The organism is Reyranella sp. (genome assembly GCF_044224635.1).
In the GTDB taxonomy this organism is placed as follows: Bacteria; Pseudomonadota; Alphaproteobacteria; order Reyranellales; family Reyranellaceae; genus Reyranella.
Map to the genome: position 1 here is coordinate 50,957 of NZ_JBGAKA010000020.1, position 21,881 is coordinate 72,837.

Here is a 21,881-nt window from a genome sequence, read left to right on the forward strand (position 1 = left end):
GGCGTTTCAACACAGCTCTAGCCCTTGCTGGCAGGAGCGACCGCACCTAGCCAACGGATCGTGGTGATACCGGTGCGTCTCATTCTCGTCGTCGCGATCGCTCTGGTCCTGGCCGTGAGCATGGTCGGCTGGCTCATGCTCGTGCCGCGCTGGCCGCCGCCGACGGGCCAGCACGCCGTCGGCCGGATCGATCTCGACTTGCGCGATGCGCAGGGACGATCCGTGTCGATCACAGTCTGGTACCCGGCGGCAGGGCCGCGCGTGGCGAGCCAATCCATCGAGAACGCGCCGATCGACGCCACTCGACGGATGCCCCTGATCCTGTACTCGCCGGGCTGGGGCGGCTCGCGCCTGCAGAGCAGCATTCAGACGGCGAACCTTGCCAGCCACGGTTTCGTGGTCGTGGCATGTGATGATCATGGCGGCGGTCAGGGCGCCGGCCTGGAGCTGTCGTCGGATGCGGCGATGGCCGCAACGATCGAGCGTGCCGGCCGACAGGTCGTTGACCAAGCCAATCGCCTGCTCGACGTCCTGCGCGCCCTCGAGGCGGGCCAGTCTTCGTTCCTGAAGGATCGGATCGATTTCACCCGTGTCGGCGTGCTGGGCTATTCCCTCGGCGGCGCGGCTGGCTTGCAGGCCGCTTTGCGGGACCCGCGCATCGTGGGGGTGTTCAGCGTCGATGGCGGCCTGTTTGGCCCGCCGGCCACGCAGATCGGGAACGAGGCGTACTTTCTTCTGTCGAGTCGCGAGGCCTTTCCGAGCGAGGCCGAGCTCGCGTCGACCGACCCGTTCACGCGCAACTACGCCCTGATCAGCGCGCAGGATCTGCCGCGCAATGCGCGCCGCATGGAACGGCCGGACAGCTACTGGGCTGTCGTGGACAGGGCCGATCATGGGGACCTGTCCGACCAACTGTTCGTCTTCTCGCGCCATAAGCTGTTCCGGACCAATGCCGAGCGGCAATCGATCAACGCGGCGATCGAGGGGCTCGAGGTCGCGTTCTTCCGCGCCGTTCTTCTGGGCGAGCCGGGGCCGCTGCGCGATCTGCGTGGTCGCGACGGTGAGAGCGTGCGCTGGGTCAACGCGACGCCGCAGCCGCCCGGCACCGCCCGGGTCCGGCCTTAGAGTGTGATTGCTTCGAGTGGAAACAGATGAGGCTTCGCGAAGAACTCAAACACGCCGCGAGAATGGTCTACGGCCACTATCTTGCCCTTCGGCCTGGCAAGCTTCGGTTCCGTGGCGCCTTTGCCTCGTTCGACGAGGCCATGGCCGATGTGCGCACAGGCATGCTGGCCGGCTACGATCACGACAGCGTTTCGGACGTCTCCAGGAGCGTGATGGAGCAGGTCCCGCTGTGGGACTACCCGATCCTCTACTGGTTGATGCGCCTCGCTCCCGAGCTTTCGCGTGTCGTCGACGCCGGCGGTCATACCGGTGTGAAGTACCGCGCGTTCCACCGTTACCTCGACCTCGAGCGCGTCGACTGGATCGTCTACGACTTGCCGGCGCAAGTGCGCGCGGGACAGGCGCTGGTACGGCCCGAGGACCGGACCCTTTCGTTCGTCGAGCGCCTCGAGGATGCTCCCGCCGCCGACCTGCTGCTGGCCTCCGGCCTGATGCCCTATCTTCCCGGCTCGCTGGTGGATCTGGTGCGCCCGATGCGTGCGTCGCCGCGCTACATTCTCCTCAACAAGGTCGTCACGCGCGACGGGTCGACCGTGGTCACCCTCGAGAATTTCGGGGTTGCCGAGGTGCCCTATCAGATTCGCAGCGAGGGCGAAGTGCCGGCCGCACTCGAGGCGCTGGGTTACGACATCATCGACAGCTGGATCATCGACTCGCTCGGCCACAACATCCCGACTCATCCCGGGCTCGGTCGCTGCGTCTACCGCGGCTACGTCGCCCGCCGGCGCGAGGCATCGAACGGGGCCTGACGTTCTATCGCGTGCCGACCACGTACGTGCCGTTCCAGGTGCGCGCCAGCAGGATGATCGCGGTCATGCCGAGGGCGGCCACCACGAACATGCCGAGGAAGGCGCGCTGGCCGTACGCGGCGTAGAGCAGGCCAGCGAGCTGGAAGACCATCGCCTGCGCGGCACCCGTGCCGAGAGCGTAGTAGACGCTCTGCCCCAGCGCGACGCCCGACGGCGGCAGGGCGCGCTGGATGAAGGCCATGGCGCCGAGATGGCAGGCGGCGAAGGTGCCGGCGTGCAGGGCCTGCAGGGCGATCAGCGCCCACAGCTCGGTGGTGAACGACATGCCGAGCCAGCGCACCATGGCGCAGCCCAGCGCAAACGCGATCAGGCCACACACGCCGAGCCGCTTCAGCAGCCAGGGGCTCGCCAGCATCAGAAGGACCTCGACGGCGACGCTCTCGCCCCACAGAAGGCTGATGGTGACGTCGTCGATGCCGGCAGCGCGCCAGGTCAAGGTGCCGAAGCTGTAGAGGACGGCGTGACTGGCCTGGCATAAGCCGGCCGCCATCATGAACAGCAGGAAGGGCTTCGAGGTCAGGAGATCGGCGATGCCGAAGGGTGCGTGCTCTTTTTCGCCGTCCCGTGTGCCGTCTTTGGGCAGCCACAGAGCGAGCGGGACCAGCAGCACGATGCCGAGGAAGCTGACATAGAGGATCCAGGCCGGCCCGTTGCGATCGACCGCGACGCCGCACGCCACGGTGCCGGCGATGAAGGCCGCCGAGCCCCACGCGCGCAGCCGGCCGTAATCGATGCCGCGCGCTCGCGTCTCGTTGACCAGGATGCCGTCATAGAGCGCCAGGGTCGGCGCCCACACGCCGCCCCACACGAGCGTCACCGCCAGGATGGCGAAGAACGTCGTGGCGACCTGGTAGCCGGTCAACAAGATGGTGGCCGCGCCGGCGAGGACAAGGATGACGCCGCGGACGTTGCCGATGCGATGGGCGATCCAGCCGATGGCGAGCATGGCGCCGATGCCTACGAGCTGGCGGCTCATGAACAGCGTGCCGATCTCGGCATCGCTGATGCCGCGATCACGCAGCCAGACCGGCCAAAAGCTCATGAAGGCGCCGGCGGCGAAGAAGTAGGCGACGCCGTAGCCCGAGAGCCTGATGCCCGTGACGAGAGGCGCCATCAGGCGCCGAACTCGCGCCGCACCTGCTCGGTATGTTGCCCGACCGACGGGACCTCGCCCAACCGCTCGGGCTCGCCGGGCCACGAGGCGGCGAGGGCCGGGATGGCGATGTCGCCGCCGGGCGACCCGAAGACCACGCGGCGGACCTGGGGGTGGGTCGACAGGTCCCTGACGGTGCTGACGCGCGCCCAGGCGATCTGGGCGGCGTCGAGCCGGGCGGCGAGGTCGGCGAAGCGCTGGGCGCCGAAGCTCGCCTGCACGATGGCGTTGGTGTCGTCGCGCCGGGCGTTGCGCGCCTTGTTGGTGGCGTAGTCGGGATCCTTCTCCAGGCCCGGCTTGTCGAGCACGCCATGGCACAGCCGCTCGAACTCGCGGTCGTTCTGGATCGAGATCAGCACCGGCACATCGTCCTGGGTCCGGTAGACGCCATAGGGCGCGATGAAGGGATGGGTGAGGCCGAGCCGCGGCCAGTCGTATGCGGCGTAGTCGTTGGCCAGCAAGGGTACCGTCATCCATTCCGCCATCGACGAGAACAGCGACACCGCGAGCGCGCGGCCCTCGCCGGTCTTCTGGCGGGCGAGCAGGGCTTCCAGCACCGCGGCATGGGCATACATGCCGGTGCCGATGTCGGTTGCCGAGACGCCGACGCGGCCCGGCGCCTCGGCCGTGCCGGTGATCGAGGCGAGGCCGCTCTCCGCCTGCACCAGCAGGTCGTAGGCGCGGCGGTTCTTGTAGGGCCCGTGATCGCCGTAGCCCGAGATGTCGACGGTGATCAGGCGCTTGTGCCGGGCGCGCATCGCCGCCGAGCCGAAGCCTGCGCGCTCCGCCGCGCCCGGCGCGAGGTTCTGGATCAGCACATCGGCCCGCGCGATCAGGCGATGCAGCAGGGCGAGATCGTCGTCCTTCTTGAAGTCGAGCGTGACCGACTGCTTGCCGCGATTGAGCCATACGAAGTAGCTCGACTGGCCGTGCACATAGCTGTCATAGGCGCGCGCGAAATCGCCCTCGGGCCGCTCGATCTTGATCACCCGCGCGCCGGCGTCCGCCAAGCGAGCCGCGCAATAGGGAGCGGCGACAGCCTGCTCCACACTGATCACCAGCAGACCGTCCAGTGCACCGGGCATTCCGTGACCTCGATTTCGCTATCCACCGCGCCGCCGACCGGGCGCGATCGCAGGTCCCGTGCGGCAGGGCGGTAGTGTCCCAAATCCGCGCCCTGCACAAGTCGTTGCAGTCGTTCGCTCCTTGGAAGCGGCTGACGCGCGGCCTGCGCGCAAGAGCGTGCCTGTGCCATAGTGCGCGCCGGCCGCGACAGCAGAGAGGGAGCGAGGATGCCGGGACCGCTTGCAGGTGTGCGTGTGATCGACTTGACGGCGGTCCTGCTGGGGCCGTTCGCCACGCAGCATCTGGCCGACATGGGCGCCGACGTGATCAAGGTCGAGCCGCCGGAGGGCGACCTGCTGCGCGTGTCGGGCGGTTCGATGGGGCGCGACAAGAACATGGGGCCGATCTACATGGCGGCCAACCGCAACAAGCGCTCGCTCTGCCTCGATCTCAAGAAGGAAGCCGCGTGCGCCGTGCTGAAGGAGCTGATCAAGGGGGCCGACCTTTTCATCCACAACAGCCGCCCGCAGGCGATCGAGCGGCTGGGCCTCGGCTACCAAGATCTCAAGAAGATCAATCCGTCGATCATCTACGCCTACTCGCTGGGCTATGCGCGCAAGGGACCCTATGGCCACAAGCCCGCCTTCGACGACCTGGTGCAGGGGGTGAGCGGCGCGGCGTCGCTGCAGAGCCGCGTCGACGGCCTGCCGCCGCGCTTCATGCCGAGCCTGATCGCCGACAAGACGACCGGGCTGCATCTGTGCATCGCCGTGCTGGGCGCACTCTATCATCGCAAGTGCACGGGCGAGGGCCAGATGATCGAGGTGCCGATGCTCGAGACGCTGGCTTCGTTCTGGCTCACCGAGCATCTGTTCGGCGCCACCTGGACACCCGAGCGCGGCGCCATGGGCTACGACCGCATCATCAACAAGTTCCGCCATCCTTTCAAAACCCGCGATGGCTACATCTGCGCGCTGCCCTACACCGACACGCACTGGCTGACCTTCTTCGAGCTCGCCGGCCGACCCGACCTGGCCAAGGAACCGCGCTTCATCGACCGCAACGAGCGCGCCAAGCATTTCAGCGAGCTCTACCAGGTGCTGGCCTCGCTGCTTGAGCATCGTCCGACCGAGGAATGGCTGGAGATGTTCGACAAGGCCGACATCCCCGCCATGCCGGTGCGGACGCTGGAAGAGCTGCGCGACGATCCGCATCTCAAGGCGACCGGCTTCTTCACCGCGCGCGAGCATCCGACCGAAGGGCCGATCATCACCTTTGCCAGCCCGCTCGACTTCGAGAAGACCAAGGTCGAGTTCCGCCGCCACGCCCCGCGCATCGGCGAGGACGGCGAGGCAGTGCTGCGCGAGGCCGGCGTGAGCGAGGCGGCAATCGAGAAGCTCAAGGCGGAGAAGGCCCTGCTGGTGCCGGCGCCGACGGGCTCGTGACGACGGCCTCGGCGGCCTCGTACGTTCCGGGCACGACATGGGGTCCGTATCCGGCGCGGCCCGGCAATCTCGTTCGGGCGCTGATCGACGGCGAGGAGATCGCGCGTCGCGTCGGCGAAGCGGTCGAGGCAGCCCGGCGCAGCGTCTGGCTGACGGTCGCCTTCTGCCCGGATGATTTCTTGTTTCCGGATGGGCGCGGCCCCCTGTTCGATGGACCGCACGGCAGCCTGCGGCGTCGATGTCCGGTAGTGTCTCAGTCTGAATATCTGACTGAGACACCTACCTCGCGGACTGTGCGGATCGGCCGGATGCGTCGCAGCAAAACTCTGGTTCACGGACCGTCGCCGTCGAACACGTACTCGCGGCGCACCACCTCCGCGCCGCGCGAGCGGTACAAGCGGGAGCGGTCGGCGACGTGACGGAAACCGAGCCGCAGAAGGATCCGGCCCGAGGCGGGATTGTCGGCGGCGTGGCCGGCCACCAGCCGCCGGAGGCCCAGAGTCCGGGTCGCGAAATTGTGCGCCGCGCCGGCGGCTTCGCTAGCCAGGCCGCGACCCCAGTAGTCCCGTTCAAGCCAGTAGCCTAGCTCACCGCACCCGTCCTGGATCTCGTCGACATCGGCGCAGCCGATGACCCGGCCGTCGGCCACGACAGCGAAACGATAGGCCGTGCCCGCCCGCCATTCGACCGCGTGCTCTCTCAGCCAGGCGGCGACGTGTTCCAGCACTGGCGGATAGGCCGGGAACACCAGCATGCGCGTGACCTCGAAATCCGACCGGATCTCGAAGACGCGCTGGGCGTCCTGCGGCGTGAAGGCGCGCAGCAGGAGGCGTGGCGTCTGCATCGTGAAATCGGGCGGGATGCTCATGGCGCGGCATCCTATGCCATCCAGCCGATCGTGAGAATTTAGGGGGCGGGCCGCTTGGTCTCCGGGCGGATTGGGGGCGGCGGCTCGCGCCGTGCCGATGTGAGCATCAACACGGCAATCAAGCTCTTCCGCCTGCTCATGTGGCGTATGACTATGCCCGCGACACCAGCGTGAAAGTCGATCTGACGTAAGCACGTCATTACGTAAACTCGTTCCGCATCACGGCGTCATGAGCCGCGATTCGGTTTTGTTCTGCTTGTCCCGAGCGGCCTCGCGGCTAAACTCCGGCCAAATCGAAAACCCGGCCCGGGAGGGGCAGATGGATCTCGCTTTCACGCCTGAGGAACGTCAATTCGCCGACGATGTGCGGGCCTTCGTGCGCGCGAACCTGTCGGCCGACACGCGCGACAAGGTGAAGAACGGCAAGCACCTGATTCGCGATGACTACATGCTCTGGCAGCAGGCGCTGGGGAAGAAGGGCTGGCTGGTCTACACGTGGCCCAAGAAGCACGGCGGACCGGGCTTCACGCCGGCCGAGCGCTACATCTTCGAGAATGTCTGCGCCGAGGAATACGCGCCGGGCATCATCCCGTTCGGCACCAAGATGGTCGGGCCGGTGATCTACACGTTCGGCAACGACGAGCAGAAGCAGAAGTACCTGCCGGCGATCCGCGAGAGCACGGTGTGGTGGTGCCAGGGCTATTCCGAGCCGGGCTCGGGCTCCGATCTGGCGAGCCTGCGCACCAAAGCCGAGAAGCAGGGCGACCATTACATCGTCAACGGCTCGAAGACCTGGAACACGATGGGCCATTGGGCCGATTGGATCTTCTGCCTGGTGCGCACCGATCCCAAGGCCAAGCCGCAGGAGGGCATCTCCTTCCTGCTGATCGACATGAAGACGCCAGGCATCACCGTGAAGCCGATCATCATGGCCGACGGCGGCCACGAGGTGAACGAGGTCTTCTTCGACAACGTCAAGGTCCCTGTCGCCAACCTGGTCGGCAAGGAGAACGAGGGCTGGACCTGCGCCAAGTTCCTGCTCGCCAACGAACGGTTGGGCATCGCCGCCGTGCCGCAATCAAAGCGCGGCGTCGCGGCGCTGAAGGACATCGCCCGCGCCGAGCGCGAGGACGGCAAGCCGCTGATCGAGAACCAGACCTTCGCCGAGAAGATCGCCGATCTCGAGATCCAGGTGACGGCGCTCGAGTTCACCGAGCTGCGCGTGCTGTCGTCGATGGCGCATGGCGGCCAGCCCGGGCCGGAAGTGTCGGGGCTCAAGGTGCGCGGCTCGGAGATCCAGCAGCGCATCACCGAGCTCACCATGGAGGCGGTCGGCGAGTATGCCGCACCTTATCTGCCGGGGCTGTTGTGGCAGGGCTCGAACGAGGAGCCGGTCGGCCCGTCGTACGCCCATCTCGCCGCGCCGCGTTACTTCAATGCGCGCAAGACCACGATCTACGGCGGCAGCAACGAGATCCAGAAGGGCATCATCAGCAAGATGGTGCTGGGACTGTGACGGACCTGCCGAGCACTCCCTCCTGTCATCCTGAGCGCAGCGAAGGATCTCATTGCCGCGGGCCACTGGCGTACTCCGGAATGACCGGCGATGAGATCCTTCGCTACGCTCAGGATGACAAGAAAAGACTGCTCGGTCCGTATCCATATTGAGGACAAGTTAGATGGACCTCGCTCTCAGCCCTGAACACAAGGCCTTCGCCGACGAGGTGCGCGCGTTCGCGCATAAGAACCTGTCGCCGGCCACGCGGGCTAAAACGTTGTCGGGCAAGCACTATGATCGCGACGACCACGTTGCCTGGCAGCAGGCGCTCGGCCGGCAGGGCTGGCTTGCTTACACCTGGCCGAAGAAGTACGGCGGCCCGGGTTGGGATGTGACTCGTCGCTTCCTGTTCGAGAACGTGCTGGCCGAGGAAGGCGCGCCGCGTATCATCCCGTTCGGCGTCAAGATGGTCGGGCCGGTGATCTACACCTTCGGCACGGACGAGCAGAAAGAGCGCTTCCTGCCGGGCATCCGCCAGTCGACGGTGTCGTGGTGCCAGGGCTATTCCGAGCCGGGCGCCGGCTCGGACCTCGCCAACCTGCGCACGCGGGCGGTGCTGGACGGCGATCACTACGTCGTCAACGGCCAGAAGACGTGGACCTCGTTCGCCCATTGGGGCGACTGGATCTTCTGCCTGGTGCGGACCAACCCGGACGCCAAGGCGCAGGAGGGCATCTCCTTCCTGCTGATCGACATGAAGACGCCCGGCATCACCGTGCGGCCGATCATCATGCTCGATGGCGCCCATCACGTGAACGACGTGTTCTTCGACAACGTCCGGGTGCCGGTCGCCAACCGCATCGGCAAGGAAGGCGAGGGCTGGACCTGCGCCAAGTTCCTGTTGGCCAACGAGCGGCTGGGCATTGCCGAGGTGCCGGCCTCCAAGCGCGGCGTCCGCTCGCTGCGCGACATCGCCCGCAGCGAGCCGGCCGACGGGGCGACCGTGGCCGACGATGCTGCTTTCGCGGGCCAGATCGCCGACCTCGACCTGCAGGTGCAGGCGCTGGAGATGAGCGAGCTCAGGGTGCTGTCGACAATGGCGCAAGGCGGCGCGCCGGGACCGGAAGTCTCGACCCTGAAGATCAGGGGCTCGGAAATCCAGCAGCGCATCGCCGAGCTCACCATGGAGGCGGTCGGCGAATACGCGGCGCCCTACCAGCCCGGCATGCTGTTCCAGGACACCAACGAGACGCCGGTCGGGCCCGACCATGCGCCGCCGGCGGCGCCGCGCTATTTCAACATGCGCAAGACCAGCATCTATGGCGGCAGCAACGAAATTCAGAAGAACATCGTGTCCAAGATGGTGCTAGGCCTTTAGGCCTCGGGGCGATAAGACACGGCAGGATTCCGGAGGAAAGAATGGATCTGTCCCTATCCGACGAGCAGAAGCAGCTTCAGGAGGCGGCCGAGCGCTTCGTGCGCGACAAGTACCCGTTCGACGCACGGCGCAAGATCGCCGCCGCGGAGCGCGGCTGGCTGCCCGAGAACTGGGCGCAGTTCGCCGAGCTCGGCTGGCTCGGCATGGCCTTCTCGGAGGAAGACGGCGGCTATGGCGGCGGTCCGATCGAGACCATGATCGTCATGGAGCAGTTCGGTAAGGGCCTGGTGCTCGAGCCGTTCCTGCCCACCGTGGTGCTGGGCGGCGGCATGATCGCGGCGGCCGGCAGCGCGGCCCAGAAGCAGGCCCTGCTGGCGCCCATGATCGAGGGCAAGAAGCAGTTCGCCTTCGCCTGGCTGGAACGCCAGTCGCGCTACAATTTGGCCGACGTGTCGCTCAAGGCGACCACGGAAGGCAGCGGCTGGTCGCTCTCCGGCCACAAGGGCGTCGTCTATAACGCGCCGTCGGCCGACGACATCATCGTGCTCGCCCGCACCTCCGGCGCGGCGCGCGAGCAGAACGGCCTGACGTTGTTCGTCGTCGACGCCAAGGCCAAGGGCATCACGCGGCGCGACTACCCGACCCAGGACGCGTTGCGCGCCTCGGAGCTCACCTTCGACAAGGTCTCGGTCGGCGCCGATGCGGTGCTGGGCACGGTCGACGGCGCTTTCCCGATTGTCGAAGCCGCGGTCGATCGCGCCATCGTGGCGCTGTGCGCCGAGGCCACCGGCTGCATGGACGCGATCAACGCGGCGACGCTCGAATACATCAAGACGCGCAAGCAGTTCGGCGTGCCGATCGGCAAGTTCCAGGTGCTGCAGCATCGCATGGTCGACTGCTTCACCAACGCCCAGGAAGCGCGCTCGATGACCCTGATGGCGTCGCTCAAGATCGACGACAAGGATCCGGTGGTGCGCGCCAAGGCGGCCTCCGGCGCCAAGGTGCAGATCGGCAAGTCGGGCAAGTTCTGCGGCCAGAGCGCGGTGCAGATGCACGGCGGGATGGGCGTCACCGACGAGCTCTCGGTCAGCCATTATTTCAAGCGCCTGACCATGATCGACCTGATGTTCGGCAACCAGCAGCACCACCTGACGCGCTACAGCAACCTCGCCATGGCAGCGTGACGAAGACTTTCCTCCCCAGCTTCGCTGGGGAGGTGTCCCGTCTTACGGGACGGAGGGGTCATGAGCCCCAGTCCCGTTGCTCATGACCCCTCCGTCCGCGAAGACGCGGACACCTCCCCAGGTTCGCTGGGGAGGAGCCTGATTTATTGAACGCCATCCTCGACATCATCGTGCCGGTGTTCGGCACGGTTGCGGTCGGCTGGGCGCTTGGCCGGTCGCGGCTGCTCACCACCGACGGCTTGCGCGGGCTGACCAACGTCGCCTTCTATGCGTTGTTTCCGGCATTGCTCTTCCGTTCGATGGCTAAGGTCCGGCTCCAGGCGCTCGAGCTCGACATCCTGGTCGTGTTCTTCGGCACCGGCCTGCTGCTCTTCCTCCTGCTGATCCCGCTCGGCCGCCTGCTCGGCATGCGGTTCGGTGACCGCGCCGTGTTCGCCCTGTCCGGCACCTTTGCGAACGGCGTCGGCATCGGCATTCCGTTCATCACCTATGCCTTCGGCGAGGCTGGCCTGGTCCCGCTGCTGATGATCATCAGCGTCAATTCGCTGGTCATGCTGACGCTCACGTCGTTCCTGCTCGAGATCGGCGCCCAGGGCGGCGTGCGCGGCCGCCTGCTCGCCAAGCTGGGCGGGGCGGCGCTGATGATGCTGAAGCATCCGGTGATTCCGTCGATCTTCGCCGGTCTCGCCTGGGCCGAGCTGACGTCCCTGGTGCCCGGGCTTGCGACGCCTGCCGTCATCGACCGCGTCCTGCAGGCGCTGGCGCTCGCGGCGCCGCCCTGCGGCCTGATCATGGCCGGCGCCTCGCTCGCCCATGTCGGCATCAAGGAGCATTGGCAGACCGCGGCCGTGGCAACGGTCGTGAAGCTCGTCGTCATGCCGCTGCTGGTGTGGGGCGTGGGGCGCTATCTGTTCACGCTCGATCCGCTGTGGCTCACCGTCGCCACCCTGAATGCGGCGATGCCGGCGGGAGCCAATGTCTATCTGATCGCCCAGCTCTATCGAACCGGCGTGGGGCTCGCGACCAATGCCGTCGTGATCTCGACCGGCGGCAGCGTATTGACCCTGTCGTTGACGCTGCTATTGCTCGGTGTCCAGGCGCGTTAGGCGCAAGGCATCCGGAGGACGGCCCATGACCTATGAGTCCGTGCAGATTCGCAAGCTCACCGGCGGCTGCGGCGCCGAAATTCTCGGGGTCGACCTCAAGGCGATGAGCAATCGGCAATGGGACGAGGTGCAGCACGCCTTCCGCGAGCACGGCGTCGTCTTCTTCCGCGACCAGAAACTCACGCCCGAGCAGCACATCGCGTTCGCGCGGCGCTGGGCGCCGATCGACGTCAACCGCTTCTTCACCGCCGCGAAGGGCTATCCCGAGATCGCCGAGGTGCGCAAGGAGCCGCAGCAGAAGACCAATATCGGCGGCGGCTGGCACACCGACCACAGCTACGACCCCGAGCCGGCAATGGGCTCGATCCTGCTGGCCCGCGAATTGCCGGAGGAGGGCGGCGATACCCTGTTCGCCAACATGTATCGCGCCTACGAGACGCTCTCGCCTGGGCTGCAACGCACCCTGGAAGGCATGCGCGCCGTCCACGGCTCGGCCCACATCTTCGGCGCCAAGGGCGTCCACAAGGACAATCCCGAGTCGGCGAGCCGGTATGGCAATCAGCACCTGGTGGGAGACGATGTGCTCCATCCGGTCGTGATCCGTCATCCGCTGAGCGGCCGCAAGTCGCTCTACGTCAATCCGGGGTTCACCCTGCGCTTCGAGGACTGGACGGCCGAGGACAGCCGGCCGCTGCTCGAGTACCTGTACCGCCACGCGACGCGGCCGGAATTCACCTGCCGATTCCGCTGGGGCAAAGGCTCGATCGCGTTGTGGGACAACCGGGCGACCTGGCACTACGCCGCCAACGACTATCACGGCGAGCGCCGCCTGATGCATCGCATCACCGTCTCCGGCTGCGCCCTGCAGCCGGCGACGGCGTAGCGATCCGGGCCCGCTACTTCAGTCTCAGCGACAACACCGCCTTGGTGCGGCCGATGTCGCCCCCGAACTTGTTGATGGTGCCGGAGTTCGCCTCTCAGCGCACGGCCGCCCACAGCAGCGAGAGGCCCGAGATCGCCATCACGCCATCGAGCAGGCGCTGGAAGGTGGCGACGCTCAGCCGCTCGACGATCAGCCGCGCCAGGTAGGTTCCGGCCATGACCGACGAACCGGTGATCAGGCCCTTCGTGACGATGTCGACGGGCAGCGCGCCGAACTGGCGGAAGGTGACGGCCTTGCTGATGTAGAGCGCCAGCGAGCCCGCTGCCTCGGTGGCGATGAAGGCGCCTTTGACCAGCCCGTAGGCGGCGAATGCCGGCACGCTGAGCGGTCCGGTCGACACGACGATGCCGGTCAGGAATCCGATCATGGCGCCGGCAACGACCAGGTGCCAGGCGACGAACCTGATGTTGCGGCTGGCGAGCCAGCGCCGGCCCGGCACCATGGCGAGAAAGAACAGGCCGAGCGCGATGTCGATCAGCCTTTCGGGCAGAACGAGCAGCGTGCGCGCGCCGAGCGCGGCGGCCGGGATGCCGCCCACGGCATAGGCGCCGCAGGCCCGCCAGTCGATCTCCTTCCACCACGAGGTGATCTTGGCGAAGTTCGACATCAGGGCGACGATCGCCATGATCGGCACCGCCTCGCGCGGCCCGAACGTGTAGACCAGGATCGGCAGCAGGATGATGGTGGCGCCCGTGCCGACGATGCCGCTCACCGTCCCCGCGACCAGGCCGACGACGAGGACCAGGGCGTAGGTCAGCATGTCATGTCCTCTCCTCCCCGGCGTCGCCGGGGAGGTGCCCCGCCTCGCGGGGCGGAGGGGTCATGGGCCGGGAGCGCGACACTCATAAGCGCTTTCCTCCTTTCCTCTCCAGCGGAGCTGGGGAGGAGAGCTGAAAAGTTGGCGCCTATGAGCGCACCGCTCCTGTGGCGCTGATGGGATGTGTGATCGACAAGAAGAGCGCCACAGGAGTGGCGCGCTCCCGGCCCATGACCTCTCCGTCGGCGATGACGCGGACGCCTCCCCCAGCGAAGCTGGGGAGGCGCACGAAAGGCTCAATACCCGATGTTCGGCCGCAGCCATCGCTCCGCCTGCTCGATCGTCACGCCGCGGCGACGGGCGAAGTCCTCGACCTGGTCGCGGCCGATGCGGGCGACGCCGAAATACTGTGCCTCGGGATGGGCGAAGTAGTAGCCCGACACTGCCGCGGTCGGCAGCATGGCGAAGCTCTCGGTCAGGATCATGCCGGCATTCTGCCCGGCATTGAGCAGGCGGAACAGCTCGGGCTTCTGGCTGTGGTCGGGGCAGGCGGGGTAGCCCGGCGCCGGCCGGATGCCGCGATACTTCTCGCGCACCAGCTCGTCGTTGCCGAGCGCCTCGTCGGGCGCGTAGCCCCACAGGGTCTTGCGCACCCGCTCGTGCAGGCGTTCGGCGAACGCCTCGGCCAGGCGGTCGGCTAGCGCCTTCAGCAGGATGTCGGAGTAGTCGTCGTGGTCGGCCTTGAAGCGCGCGAGATGCTCCTCGATGCCGTGGCCCGCGGTCACCGCGAAGCCGCCGATCCAGTCGGCCTCCGGCGAGACGAAATCGGCCAGGCACATGTTGGCGCGGCCCGAACGCTTCTCGACCTGCTGGCGCAGGAAGTAGAGCCGCGACATCTCCTTGTCGCGGGCCTCGTCCTCGTACAGCACCACATCGTCGCCGTCGCGCCGGCACGGCCAGAACGACACCACGCCCTTGGCGGTGAGCCACTTCTCGCGCACCACGCGTTCCAGCATCTTGCGCGCATCGCCGAAGAGCTTGCGCGCGCTCTCGCCCACCACCTTATCCTCGAGGATGCTGGGATAGATGCCGGCGAGCTCCCAGGCACGGAAGAACGGCGTCCAGTCGATGCGCTCGATCAGCTCGTGCAGGGGATACTCGGCGAAGATGCGGCTGCCCGTCACCGCCGGCTTGGGCGGCGTATATTTCGACCAGTCGATCGCATAGGCGTTGGCCCGGGCGATCTCGAGCGAGACCAGCTTGTCCTTCTTGCCGTCGCCGCGCTCGACCCGGATCGCCTCGTACTCGGCGGCGACGCGGGCGGTGAACTCGCGCGCCTGGCCTTTCGACTCCGAGGTGAGCGCGGTGCACACGCCGACGGCGCGCGAGGCGTCGAGCACGTGCACCGTCGGCCCTTCGTAGCGCGGCGCGATGCGCAGCGCCGTGTGCACCTTCGAGGTCGTGGCGCCGCCGATCAGCAGGGGCACCTTGAAGCCCTGCCGATTCATCTCCTCGGCCACCGTCACCATCTCGTCGAGCGACGGCGTGATCAGGCCCGACAGGCCGATCATGTCGGCACGATTGTCGTTGGCCGATTTCAGGATGTCCTGGAACGGCACCATGACGCCGAGATCGATGACCTCGAAGTTGTTGCACTGCAGGACCACGCCGACGATGTTCTTGCCGATGTCGTGGACGTCGCCCTTGACCGTCGCCATGACGATGCGGCCCTTGCTGCGCGACGTGGAAGTCTTCTCCGCCTCGATGTAGGGCAGCAGGTGGGCCACCGCCTTTTTCATCACGCGGGCGCTCTTCACGACCTGCGGCAGGAACATCTTGCCGGCGCCGAACAGGTCGCCGACCACGTTCATGCCGGCCATCAGCGGACCTTCGATTACCTCGATCGGCCGCGCGATCTGCCGGCGCGCCTCCTCGGTGTCCTCGACCACGAACTGGTCCATGCCCTTGACCAGGGCGTGCTCCAGCCGCTTCTCGACCGGCCAGCTGCGCCATTCGGCGTCCTGTGTGGCGGCAACCTCGCCGGTACCCTTGTACCTGGGCGCCAGCTCGAGCAGGCGCTCCGTGGAATCGTCCCGGCGATTGAGGATCACGTCCTCGCAGGCGTCGCGCAGCTCCTTCGGGATCTCGTCGTAGACCTCGAGCTGGCCGGCATTGACGATGCCCATGTCCATGCCCGCCTTGATGGCGTGATAGAGGAACACCGAGTGCATCGCCTTGCGCACCGGCTCGTTGCCCCTGAAGGCGAAGGACAGGTTGGAGACGCCGCCCGAGATCTTGGCGCTGGGGCAACGCTGCTTGATCTCGCGCGTCGCCTCGATGAAATCGACGCCATAGTTGTTGTGTTCCTCGATACCCGTGGCGACAGCGAAGATGTTGGGGTCGAAGATGATGTCCTCTGCGGGGAAACCCACCCGGTTCACCAGGATGTCGTAGGCGCGGGCGCAGATCTCGACCTTGCGCTGCCTGGTGTCGGCCTGGCCCTTCTCGTCGAATGCCATGACGACGACGGCAGCGCCGTAGCGGCGCACCTTGCGGGCGTGCTCGATGAAAGCCTCGATGCCTTCCTTCATCGAGATCGAGTTGACGATCGGCTTGCCGGCGACGCACTTCAGCCCGGCCTCGATCACGCTCCACTTCGAGCTGTCGATCATGATCGGCACGCGGGCAATGTCGGGTTCCGAGGCGATCAGCTTCAGGAACGTCTCCATCGCCTTCTCGGCGTCGAGCAGGCCTTCGTCCATGTTGACGTCGATGATCTGCGCGCCGCTCTCGACCTGCTGGCGCGCCACCTCGATCGCGGCGGCATAGTCGCCCTCGAGGATCAGCTTCTTGAACCTCGCCGAGCCGGTGACGTTGGTGCGCTCGCCGATATTGATGAAGGTGGCGCGCTGTGCCTCGGGGGCGCCGTCGTTCCGATCCTGCGTCATCAGAAGAAGCTCGCCGCTTCCATGCCGGAAAGCCTGAGCGCTGGCGGCAAGGCGTGCCACTGGCGCGGCTTGACGCCTTTGACCGCCTCGGCGATCGCCGCGATGTGCCGGGGCGTCGTGCCGCAGCAGCCGCCGACCACGTTCAGCCAGCCATTCTCGGCCCAGCCGCGCACCAGCTTGGCCGTCATCTCCGGCGGCTCGTCGTAGGCGCCGAGCTCGTTGGGCAGGCCGGCATTGGGATAGACGCAGACCATGCCGTCGACCTGCGGGTTGAGTGCATTGACATAGGGGTGCAGCTCGGTGGCGCCGAAGCTGCAGTTCAAGCCCATGGTGAGCGGCCGGGCGTGGCGCACCGAATGCCAGAACGCCTCGACGGTCTGGCCGGAAAGATTGCGGCCGGCGAGATCGGTCAGGGTCATCGACACCATCACCGGCAGCGCCTCGCCGCGCGCTTCAGCCGCCTCGTCGGCGGCGACCAGGGCCGCCTTGGCGTTCAGCGTGTCGAACACCGTCTCGATCAGGATGAAGTCGACGCCGCCGTCGAGCAGGCCGTCGATCTGCTCGCGGTAGATGCCCTTCACCTCGTCGAACGTCACGGCGCGGAAGCCCGGATCGTTGACGTTGGGCGACACCGACAGGGTCTTGTTGGTCGGCCCCAGGGCGCCGACGACGAAGCGCGGCTTGTCGGGATCGCGCGCGGTCGCGACGTCGGCGCAGGCGCGCGTCAGCTTCGCCGCCGCAAGGTTGATGTCGCGCGCCATGCCGGGGATGCCGTAGTCGGACAGGCTGATGGCGTTGGCGTTGAAAGTGTTGGTGGCCAGGATATCGGCGCCGGCATCGAGGTAGGCGTTGCAGATCTCGCCCACGACATCGGGCCGCGCCAGGTTGAGCAGGTCGTTGTTGCCCTTCTGGTCATGGGCGAAGTCGCGGCCACCGCGGAAGCCTTCTTCGTCGAGCCGGTAGCTTTGGATCATCGATCCGTACGGCCCATCCTTGACCAGGATGCGCTCGCCGGCAATATCGCGCAGGAGCTGCGCCTTTTCGATGCGGCTCTGCCCTGAGCCTTGTCGATGGGTCATTGCGGACGTACTCCCAGCAAGTGGCAGATCGCAAAGGTGAGATCGGCGCGGTTCAGCGTATAGAAGTGGAACTGATCGACGCCCTCGTCGCGCAGCCGCCGGCACAGATCGCCGGCCACGGTGGCGGCGATCATGCGGCGCGTCTCGACATCCTCGTCGAGCCCGTCGAACAGGTTGGCGAACCAGGTCGGCACCTTTGAGCCGCACAGGCCGGCAATGCGCGTCACCGCCTGGAAATTCGACACCGGCATGATGCCGGGCACGATCGGCGCGGCGATGCTGGCCGCGGCGGCACGGTCGCGGAAGCGCAGGAAATCGTCGCATTCGAAGAAGAATTGGGTGATGCAGCGGTCGGCGCCGGCATCGACCTTGCGCTTGAGGTTCTCCAGATCGGCCGCGGTGTCGGCCGAGTCGGGGTGCTTCTCGGGATAGGCTGCGGCGCTGATCTGGAACGGGCCGATCTTCTTCAGGCCGGTGATGAGCTCGGCCGCATTGGCATAGCCGCCGGGATGCGCCGAGTACTTGCCGCCCATGCCGGACGGCGGATCGCCGCGCAGCGCCACGATGTGGCGAATGCCGGCGTCCCAATAGCTCCGCGCGATCTCATCGATCTCGTCCCTTGTGGCGCCGACACAGGTGAGGTGCGCGGCGGGATCCACTCCCGTCTCCTTCTTCAGCCGGACGACGGTCTCGTGCGTGCGCTGGCGGGTCGAGCCGCCGGCGCCGTAGGTTACCGAGAAGAACGTTGGACGCAGCGGCGCGAGACGCACCACGGTCTCCCACAGCGTGCGCTCTGCCGCCTCGGTCTTGGGCGGGGAGAATTCGAACGAGACCTTCAGGCGCTGCGGCGCCCGCGCGGGAAACTCGGCAGCAGCGATGCTGAGCGGGCCGCCCAGCGGGCCGGTATCGGGACTCATCGCGACACTCCATGCGAGGAAAGGACGGTCGACCGGGCCGCATTGCGTTCCGGCACGTCGCGCTCGCCGCGCCAGATGCCGGTCATCAGGCGCCGGCCGGGGAAGTGGATGGGCTCCAGCGGGTTGAGGCCGGCGCTCCTGAGCCAGCCCTGGACCTGGTTGTCGGCGAAGCCGAGATGGACGTGGGCGTGCTCGCGCTTCAACTCGACCAGGTCGTGCGGCGAGAAATCGACCACCAGCACGACACCGCCCAGGCGCACGACACGCGCCGCCTCGGCCAGCGCGGCCGCCGGATCGTCGGCGTAATGCAGCACGTGGTGAATGGTGACGACGTCGTAGCTGTCGGAGTCGACGGGCAGGGCATACATGTCGCCCTGGCGGATGTCGGCATTGTCGATGCCGGCGCGGGCCAGGTTGGCGCGCGCCAGCGCCAGCATCTCGCGCGACTGGTCGATGCCCAGTGCCTGCTCGACCTTGGGCGCCAGCACCTCGAGCAGGCGGCCGGTGCCGGTGCCGATGTCGAGCAGCCGGCGGGCGCCGATCGGCAGGTGATGGGCGAGCGCGCGCTCGATCTCGCGGTCGGCGACATGCAGGGCGCGCACCTCGTCCCAGCGCTGGGCATTGTCGCGGAAGTAGCGCACTGCTGCCGTCTGGCGGCGCTGCTGCAGGGCATCGAGCCGGGCGCGGTCGGCGGCGATGCGGCTGTGCCGCGGATCGAGCCGGCGCACGAACTCGCGCACCAGCGCCGCATCGTCGCCCGCCGTGACCAGGCGGAAGCGCGTGAACTGGGCTTCGCGGAACCGTTCCAGCAGCCCCGCCTCGACCAAGAGCTTCAGATGGCGCGACACCCGCGGCTGGCTCTGACCCAGGACGTGGACGTAGTCGCTGACGGTCAGATCCTCGCGCGCCGCCAGGGCGAGAATTCGCAAGCGCGTATCCTCGGCCGCGGCGCGCAGAAGCGTGAGCAGATGATCCATAAAGTAAAGCATATAAGCATATCTTTATGTTTGCAATCGCGATCTATCCCTGAATCGCCGCGGTCAGCGCTCTTCAAAGTACAGGCGCCCTGTGCAAGACTGCGCTCACGACCGGCCCGGAGCTTCGTGGGCCTGGGGATGCACTGGGGTTGGCGTTCATGATTGCAAGCGTGTCCAAGGGAATGGCGGCCGGCGCTCGCCGATCCGTTGCTGCGGCCGCGCTGGCAGCTGCCCTGGTCGGCGGCTGTGCCTCGGGCGACACCGGGGCCGCCGAGGTCTGGGATCCCATCGAGACCCCCAATCGTTTCATTTTCTCGTTCAACCGGGCGATCGATGTCATGGCGATCCGGCCGGTCACGGTGCTGTATCGGGACTGGGTGCCCGAGCCGGCGCAGAAGAGCGTCCGCAACGTGCTCGACAACCTCGGTGAGCCGGTCACCGCGATCAACGAGGTGTTCCAGGGCGACCCGAGCCGGGCCGCTACCACCATGGCGCGCTTCCTGGTCAATTCGACCATCGGCCTTGGCGGGCTGTTCGATGTCGCCACCAGATTCGGCCTGACGCGCACCAAGGAGGACGCCGGCAAGACCAGCGGCATGTGGGCCGGCAAGGGCGTCGAGCCGGAGAATGGCGGCTTCTACCTCATGCTGCCGCTCGCCGGCCCATCCAATGCCCGCGATGCCACCGGGCTGATGATCGACTACGCCATCGATCCTTTCCAGATCCTGCCAATCGCCTTCAACTGGGACTGGTTCTACTATTCGGCGCCGCGCTACGGGCTCACCGTCATCGACTATCGTTCGCGCACCATGTTCGCCCTCGACGATCTCGAGAAGAACAGCGTCGACTACTACGCCGCCCTGCGATCTGCCTACACGCAGAACCGGGCCGAGCTGATCCGCGCCAAGCGCGAGAAGACCGACACCAAGGGCGAGCTCGATCGCCGCGACAATCTCGCCCTGGTGAATGAGGTTTTCGCCGTTCGGCATCGGCATCGACGCCGTGCTGGAAGCGTTCCGTCAGTAGGCCATTGCAAGGGAGCGAACAGTGTCGCTGCTCGCCAGTCGTCGTGTTGTCCTCGGTCTCGCCGCCGGTGTCGCCGTTGTGACGTGCGTACGCTGCCGGTCAGCGGCGAGATCCGGCCGCGCAGCTGATCGAGCGCACGGCCACCGAAGTCATCCAGATCATCAAGGCCACACCGCCTGGCCCGGCCCGCCAGGCCGCGATGCAGAAGGTGCTGCAGACGAGCTTCGACTTGCCCTACATGGGCCAGACGGCGCTCGGCGCGAACTGGAACAAGACCGACCAGCAGCAGCAGGTACGATTCCTCAAGGCAGTCGACCAGTTGAGGCATGGCCGTACTTTACGGTTCGGCCAATACAACGGCCAGACGCTCACCGTCGGCAAGACGACGTCCCGGCCCAATGGCGTGTGGATGGACAGCCGGATCAACCAGGCCAATGGTCAGCCGATCAAGCGAATGGGAGGTCCGGCAGCTCGCCGCCTGCCTCGCTGACGTCAAGGTCGAGGGCGTCCAGCATGGTCGCGACTTAGACGTTCGGATTTCATTCCTACATCCAGAACAACGGCGGCAAGGTGCAGCCGACGTGTTGATCGACGAGCTCAGAGTCCCGCGCGGGCCGCTGGTGGTGCAGGCGCCCGACAGACGAGCTAGCCGGTGGGAGAGTGGCGGCGTTTTCCCGGTCCGCCGTTCCGTAGGAAGCTCGGCCGGTCGAAGGAGAGCGCCATGGACAGCTCGCCGTCGCAAAGAACATGCCTCGGTAGATCCGGTCTGGGCGCGTTCGCGAGGCCGCGCACGGCAGCCGCGGCCGAGCCGGTGCTGGCGGGCGTCCTGCACGCCACGATCCTGAGCCAGACCAGATCTGAAGGCGCTCAGCTACCATCTGGCGCGCCTGGTTGCGACGACCGAGGTGCCGGCGGCGCTGATCCGCCAGATCTTCGAGGAAGCGTTCGCCAGCGATCCGGCGATCGGGCTGTCGCGCGCGCGCCGACATCGTCGTTGGGGTGACGGATCGCGATCCAGCCTGCACGTCGCACCTCGATCCGCTGCTGTGGTTCAAGGGCTACCATGCGTTCCAGACCTATCGCGTGGCTCATTGGCTTTGCTGCAGCGGCGGCAGACGCTCGCCCATTCCTGCGTAGAGCCGCGCCAGCGCCATTCGGCCTCGACATCCATCCCGGCGCGCGCATCCGGCAAGGCACCTTCATCGATCACGGCACCGGCGTGGTGATCGGTGATGACCGCCGTGGTCGAGGACGGCGTGTCCATGCTGCGCCGCGGACGCTGGGCGGCACCGGCAACGAACGCGGCGATCGCCATCCCAGGTGCGGCGCGGCGTGCTTCTGGGTGCCGGGGCCAAGGCTGGGCAACATCGAGATCGGCGCCGCGCCAAGATCGCCGCCGGCAGCGTGCTCGAACTACTGCGGCCGACTGCACGGCGGCCGGGGTCCCGGCGCGCATCATCGGCTGCGTCGACGTGCCCGAGCCGGCACTGGAGATGGATCAGCGGATCTGAGGCGTCCGGCGACCGCCTGGGCAAGAGCGGGC

General features: G+C 67.0%; 18 protein-coding genes and 1 pseudogene. 11 read left to right on the forward strand and 8 right to left on the reverse strand.

The window, feature by feature from the left end; all coding sequences use genetic code 11:
• Positions 1 to 24: 24 nt before the first annotated feature.
• Both ACILR9_RS18575 and ACILR9_RS18580 read left to right on the forward strand, forming a co-directional pair.
• Positions 25 to 1,125: an alpha/beta hydrolase family protein gene (locus tag ACILR9_RS18575; protein WP_395711440.1), complete on the forward strand. Its 1,101-nt coding sequence runs from the start codon at positions 25 to 27 to the stop codon at positions 1,123 to 1,125.
• A gap of 26 nt (positions 1,126 to 1,151) precedes the next feature.
• Entirely contained in the window at positions 1,152 to 1,934 is a 783-nt protein-coding gene (locus tag ACILR9_RS18580) for a methyltransferase, TIGR04325 family (RefSeq protein ID WP_395711441.1), read from the forward strand.
• Between the two features lie 4 nt (positions 1,935 to 1,938).
• Here ACILR9_RS18580 and ACILR9_RS18585 read toward each other — a convergent pair whose 3' ends face one another.
• Positions 1,939 to 3,108: an MFS transporter gene (locus ACILR9_RS18585; RefSeq protein ID WP_395711442.1), complete on the reverse strand. Its 1,170-nt coding sequence runs from the start codon at positions 3,106 to 3,108 to the stop codon at positions 1,939 to 1,941.
• Entirely contained in the window at positions 3,108 to 4,232 is a 1,125-nt protein-coding gene (locus ACILR9_RS18590) for a CaiB/BaiF CoA transferase family protein (RefSeq protein ID WP_395711443.1), read from the reverse strand. Before ACILR9_RS18590 ends, ACILR9_RS18585 begins: the two co-directional genes overlap by 1 nt.
• 207 nt (positions 4,233 to 4,439) lie before the next feature.
• Here ACILR9_RS18590 and ACILR9_RS18595 point away from each other — a divergent pair, with 207 nt between their 5' ends.
• A complete protein-coding gene (locus ACILR9_RS18595; RefSeq protein ID WP_395711444.1) occupies positions 4,440 to 5,657 on the forward strand; it encodes a CaiB/BaiF CoA transferase family protein in 1,218 nt (405 codons plus the stop codon).
• 331 nt (positions 5,658 to 5,988) lie between these two features.
• Here the strand turns inward: ACILR9_RS18595 and ACILR9_RS18600 are convergent, their stop codons facing one another.
• Complete coding sequence (locus ACILR9_RS18600; protein WP_395711445.1) at positions 5,989 to 6,525, reverse strand: GNAT family N-acetyltransferase; 537 nt, start codon at positions 6,523 to 6,525, stop codon at positions 5,989 to 5,991.
• 319 nt (positions 6,526 to 6,844) lie between these two features.
• Here ACILR9_RS18600 and ACILR9_RS18605 point away from each other — a divergent pair, with 319 nt between their 5' ends.
• From ACILR9_RS18605 to ACILR9_RS18625, 5 genes are all read left to right on the forward strand, one after another.
• On the forward strand, positions 6,845 to 8,041 hold the full coding sequence (locus tag ACILR9_RS18605) for an acyl-CoA dehydrogenase family protein (RefSeq protein ID WP_395711446.1): 1,197 nt from the start codon (positions 6,845 to 6,847) through the stop codon (positions 8,039 to 8,041).
• Positions 8,042 to 8,204: 163 nt separating this feature from the next.
• On the forward strand, positions 8,205 to 9,401 hold the full coding sequence (locus ACILR9_RS18610; RefSeq protein WP_395711447.1) for an acyl-CoA dehydrogenase family protein: 1,197 nt from the start codon (positions 8,205 to 8,207) through the stop codon (positions 9,399 to 9,401).
• Between the two features lie 41 nt (positions 9,402 to 9,442).
• Positions 9,443 to 10,585, forward strand: a complete 1,143-nt coding sequence (locus ACILR9_RS18615) for an acyl-CoA dehydrogenase family protein (protein WP_395711448.1) — start codon at positions 9,443 to 9,445, stop codon at positions 10,583 to 10,585.
• 146 nt (positions 10,586 to 10,731) lie between these two features.
• Positions 10,732 to 11,691 carry an AEC family transporter gene (locus tag ACILR9_RS18620; protein ID WP_395711449.1) on the forward strand — a complete coding sequence of 320 codons (960 nt, stop codon included), beginning with the start codon at positions 10,732 to 10,734 and terminating at the stop codon, positions 11,689 to 11,691.
• 25 nt (positions 11,692 to 11,716) lie between these two features.
• Positions 11,717 to 12,574: a TauD/TfdA dioxygenase family protein gene (locus ACILR9_RS18625; RefSeq protein WP_395711450.1), complete on the forward strand. Its 858-nt coding sequence runs from the start codon at positions 11,717 to 11,719 to the stop codon at positions 12,572 to 12,574.
• A gap of 94 nt (positions 12,575 to 12,668) precedes the next feature.
• Here the strand turns inward: ACILR9_RS18625 and ACILR9_RS18630 are convergent, their stop codons facing one another.
• The 4 genes and pseudogenes from ACILR9_RS18630 to ACILR9_RS18645 all read right to left on the reverse strand — a co-directional run bounded on the left by ACILR9_RS18630 (position 12,669) and on the right by ACILR9_RS18645 (position 19,324).
• Positions 12,669 to 13,391: a sulfite exporter TauE/SafE family protein gene (locus tag ACILR9_RS18630; protein WP_395711499.1), complete on the reverse strand. Its 723-nt coding sequence runs from the start codon at positions 13,389 to 13,391 to the stop codon at positions 12,669 to 12,671.
• Positions 13,392 to 13,687: 296 nt separating this feature from the next.
• Positions 13,688 to 17,418 (reverse strand): annotated as a pseudogene (gene metH, locus ACILR9_RS18635) (methionine synthase).
• Entirely contained in the window at positions 17,415 to 18,335 is a 921-nt protein-coding gene (metF, locus tag ACILR9_RS18640; protein WP_395711451.1) for a methylenetetrahydrofolate reductase [NAD(P)H], read from the reverse strand. The pseudogene metH and the gene metF overlap by 4 nt, the downstream one beginning before the upstream one ends.
• Positions 18,332 to 19,324 carry a methyltransferase domain-containing protein gene (locus ACILR9_RS18645; RefSeq protein WP_395711452.1) on the reverse strand — a complete coding sequence of 331 codons (993 nt, stop codon included), beginning with the start codon at positions 19,322 to 19,324 and terminating at the stop codon, positions 18,332 to 18,334. The genes metF and ACILR9_RS18645 overlap by 4 nt, the downstream gene beginning before the upstream one ends.
• 158 nt (positions 19,325 to 19,482) lie before the next feature.
• On the opposite strand from ACILR9_RS18645, the gene ACILR9_RS18650 reads away from it, so the two are divergent.
• Positions 19,483 to 20,466 (forward strand): VacJ family lipoprotein, encoded by a 984-nt coding sequence (locus ACILR9_RS18650; protein ID WP_395711453.1) that lies wholly within the window; start codon positions 19,483 to 19,485, stop codon positions 20,464 to 20,466.
• Complete coding sequence (locus ACILR9_RS18655; protein ID WP_395711500.1) at positions 20,466 to 20,828, forward strand: ABC transporter substrate-binding protein; 363 nt, start codon at positions 20,466 to 20,468, stop codon at positions 20,826 to 20,828. The genes ACILR9_RS18650 and ACILR9_RS18655 overlap by 1 nt, the downstream gene beginning before the upstream one ends.
• A gap of 561 nt (positions 20,829 to 21,389) precedes the next feature.
• Here ACILR9_RS18655 and ACILR9_RS18660 read toward each other — a convergent pair.
• Positions 21,390 to 21,653 carry a hypothetical protein gene (locus ACILR9_RS18660; RefSeq protein ID WP_395711504.1) on the reverse strand — a complete coding sequence of 88 codons (264 nt, stop codon included), beginning with the start codon at positions 21,651 to 21,653 and terminating at the stop codon, positions 21,390 to 21,392.
• Here ACILR9_RS18660 and ACILR9_RS18665 point away from each other — a divergent pair.
• The gene (locus tag ACILR9_RS18665; protein ID WP_395711454.1) at positions 21,571 to 21,849 is read left to right on the forward strand and encodes a hypothetical protein; all 279 of its coding nucleotides are present in this window, start codon (positions 21,571 to 21,573) and stop codon (positions 21,847 to 21,849) included. The two genes, ACILR9_RS18660 and ACILR9_RS18665, sit on opposite strands and share 83 nt — an antisense overlap.
• Positions 21,850 to 21,881 lie beyond the last annotated feature (32 nt).